General features: G+C 60.2%; 1 protein-coding gene. It reads left to right on the top strand.

Going from position 1 to position 2,013, the window contains the following annotated elements:
* On the top strand, positions 1-1,840 hold a 1,840-nt coding region (gene gltB / locus ACQKP2_RS32645), incomplete at its 5' end, for a glutamate synthase large subunit (RefSeq protein WP_427582356.1).
* Positions 1,841-2,013: the final 173 nt, after the last annotated feature.

Here is a 2,013-nt window from a genome sequence, read left to right as displayed (position 1 = left end):
GGAAGCTCACGAAGCCCTGGCCGAAGCCATGAACCGCCTCGGTGCGCGTTCCAACTCCGGCGAAGGCGGTGAAGACCCTGCGCGCTACGGCACCATCAAGAGCTCGAAAATCAAGCAGGTTGCCACCGGCCGTTTCGGTGTGACCCCGGAATACCTGGTCAACGCCGAAGTGCTGCAGATCAAGGTGGCCCAGGGCGCCAAGCCGGGCGAGGGTGGCCAGCTGCCAGGCGGCAAGGTCAACGGTCTGATCGCCAAGCTGCGTTATGCGGTACCGGGCGTGACCCTGATTTCGCCTCCACCGCACCATGACATCTACTCGATCGAAGACTTGTCGCAGCTGATTTTTGACCTCAAGCAGGTCAACCCGCAGGCGCTGGTCTCGGTGAAACTGGTAGCGGAAGCCGGCGTGGGTACCATTGCTGCCGGCGTGGCCAAGGCCTATGCGGACCTGATCACCATTTCCGGTTACGACGGCGGCACCGGTGCATCGCCACTGACTTCGATCAAATACGCGGGCGCACCGTGGGAACTCGGCCTGGCCGAAACCCACCAGACCCTGCGTGGCAACGACCTGCGCGGCAAGGTTCGGGTACAGACCGACGGCGGCCTGAAAACCGGCCTGGACGTGATCAAGGCCGCCATCCTCGGCGCGGAAAGCTTCGGCTTCGGTACCGCACCGATGATCGCCCTGGGTTGCAAGTACCTGCGTATCTGCCACCTGAACAACTGCGCCACCGGCGTCGCGACCCAGAACGAGAAGCTGCGCAAGGACCACTACATCGGCACCGTCGACATGGTGGTGAACTTCTTCACCTATGTCGCTGAAGAAACCCGTGAGTGGCTGGCCAAACTGGGTGTGCGTTCCCTCGAAGAACTGATCGGTCGTACCGATCTGCTGGAAATTCTCGAAGGTCAGACCACCAAACAGCATCACCTGGACCTGACCCCGTTGCTGGGCAGCGATCACGTGCCAGCGGACAAACCGCAGTTCTGTGCAGTGGACCGCAACCCACCGTTCGACAAGGGGCTGCTGGCCGAGAAGATGGTCACCATGGCCACCTCGGCCATCAACGACCTGAGCGGCGCCGAGTTCGCCCTGGATATCTGCAACTGCGACCGTTCGGTCGGTGCGCGGATCTCCGGCGAGATCGCACGCAAGCACGGCAACCAGGGCATGGCCCATGCGCCGATCACCTTCCGCTTCAAGGGCACTGCCGGTCAGAGCTTCGGCGTGTGGAACGCCGGTGGCCTGAACATGTACCTGGAAGGCGATGCCAACGACTATGTCGGCAAGGGCATGACCGGCGGCAAGCTGGTCATCGTTCCGCCAAAAGGCAGCGTCTACAAGACCCAGGACAGTGCCATCGTCGGCAACACCTGCCTGTACGGTGCCACTGGCGGCAAGCTGTTTGCCGCCGGTACCGCGGGCGAGCGTTTCGCCGTGCGTAACTCCGGTGCCCACACCGTTGTGGAAGGCACCGGCGATCACTGCTGCGAGTACATGACCGGTGGTTTTGTCTGCGTACTGGGCAAGACCGGTTACAACTTCGGCTCTGGCATGACCGGTGGTTTCGCCTACGTGCTCGACCAGGACAACACCTTCGTTGACCGGGTCAACCACGAACTGGTGGAAATCCAGCGAATCAGCGGCGAGGCGATGGAAGCCTACCGTAGCCACCTGCAACGCGTACTGAACGAGTACGTCGAGGAAACCGACAGCGAGTGGGGTCGTGAGCTCGCCGAGAACCTCGATGATTACGTGCGTCGTTTCTGGCTGGTCAAGCCGAAGGCTGCCAACCTGAAATCGTTGCTGTCCAGCACCCGTGCCAACCCGCAGTGATATGCGCCTGAAGAGTTTGATGAGGTTTTAAAATGGCTGAACGTCTGAATAACGACTTCCAGTTCATCGATGTCGGGCGCTGCCTGCTCGCGATGACGATATAGCGTCTTTCTCAAACTTTTCGTCGACAAAACCAAAAACATTATTTGCATTCTTTGTATACAAAAGCATAA

It is taken from the genome of Pseudomonas sp. NPDC089569 (assembly GCF_050280625.1).
Lineage (GTDB): Bacteria > Pseudomonadota > Gammaproteobacteria > Pseudomonadales > Pseudomonadaceae > Aquipseudomonas.
This window is presented reverse-complemented; position numbering and strand designations above follow the sequence as displayed.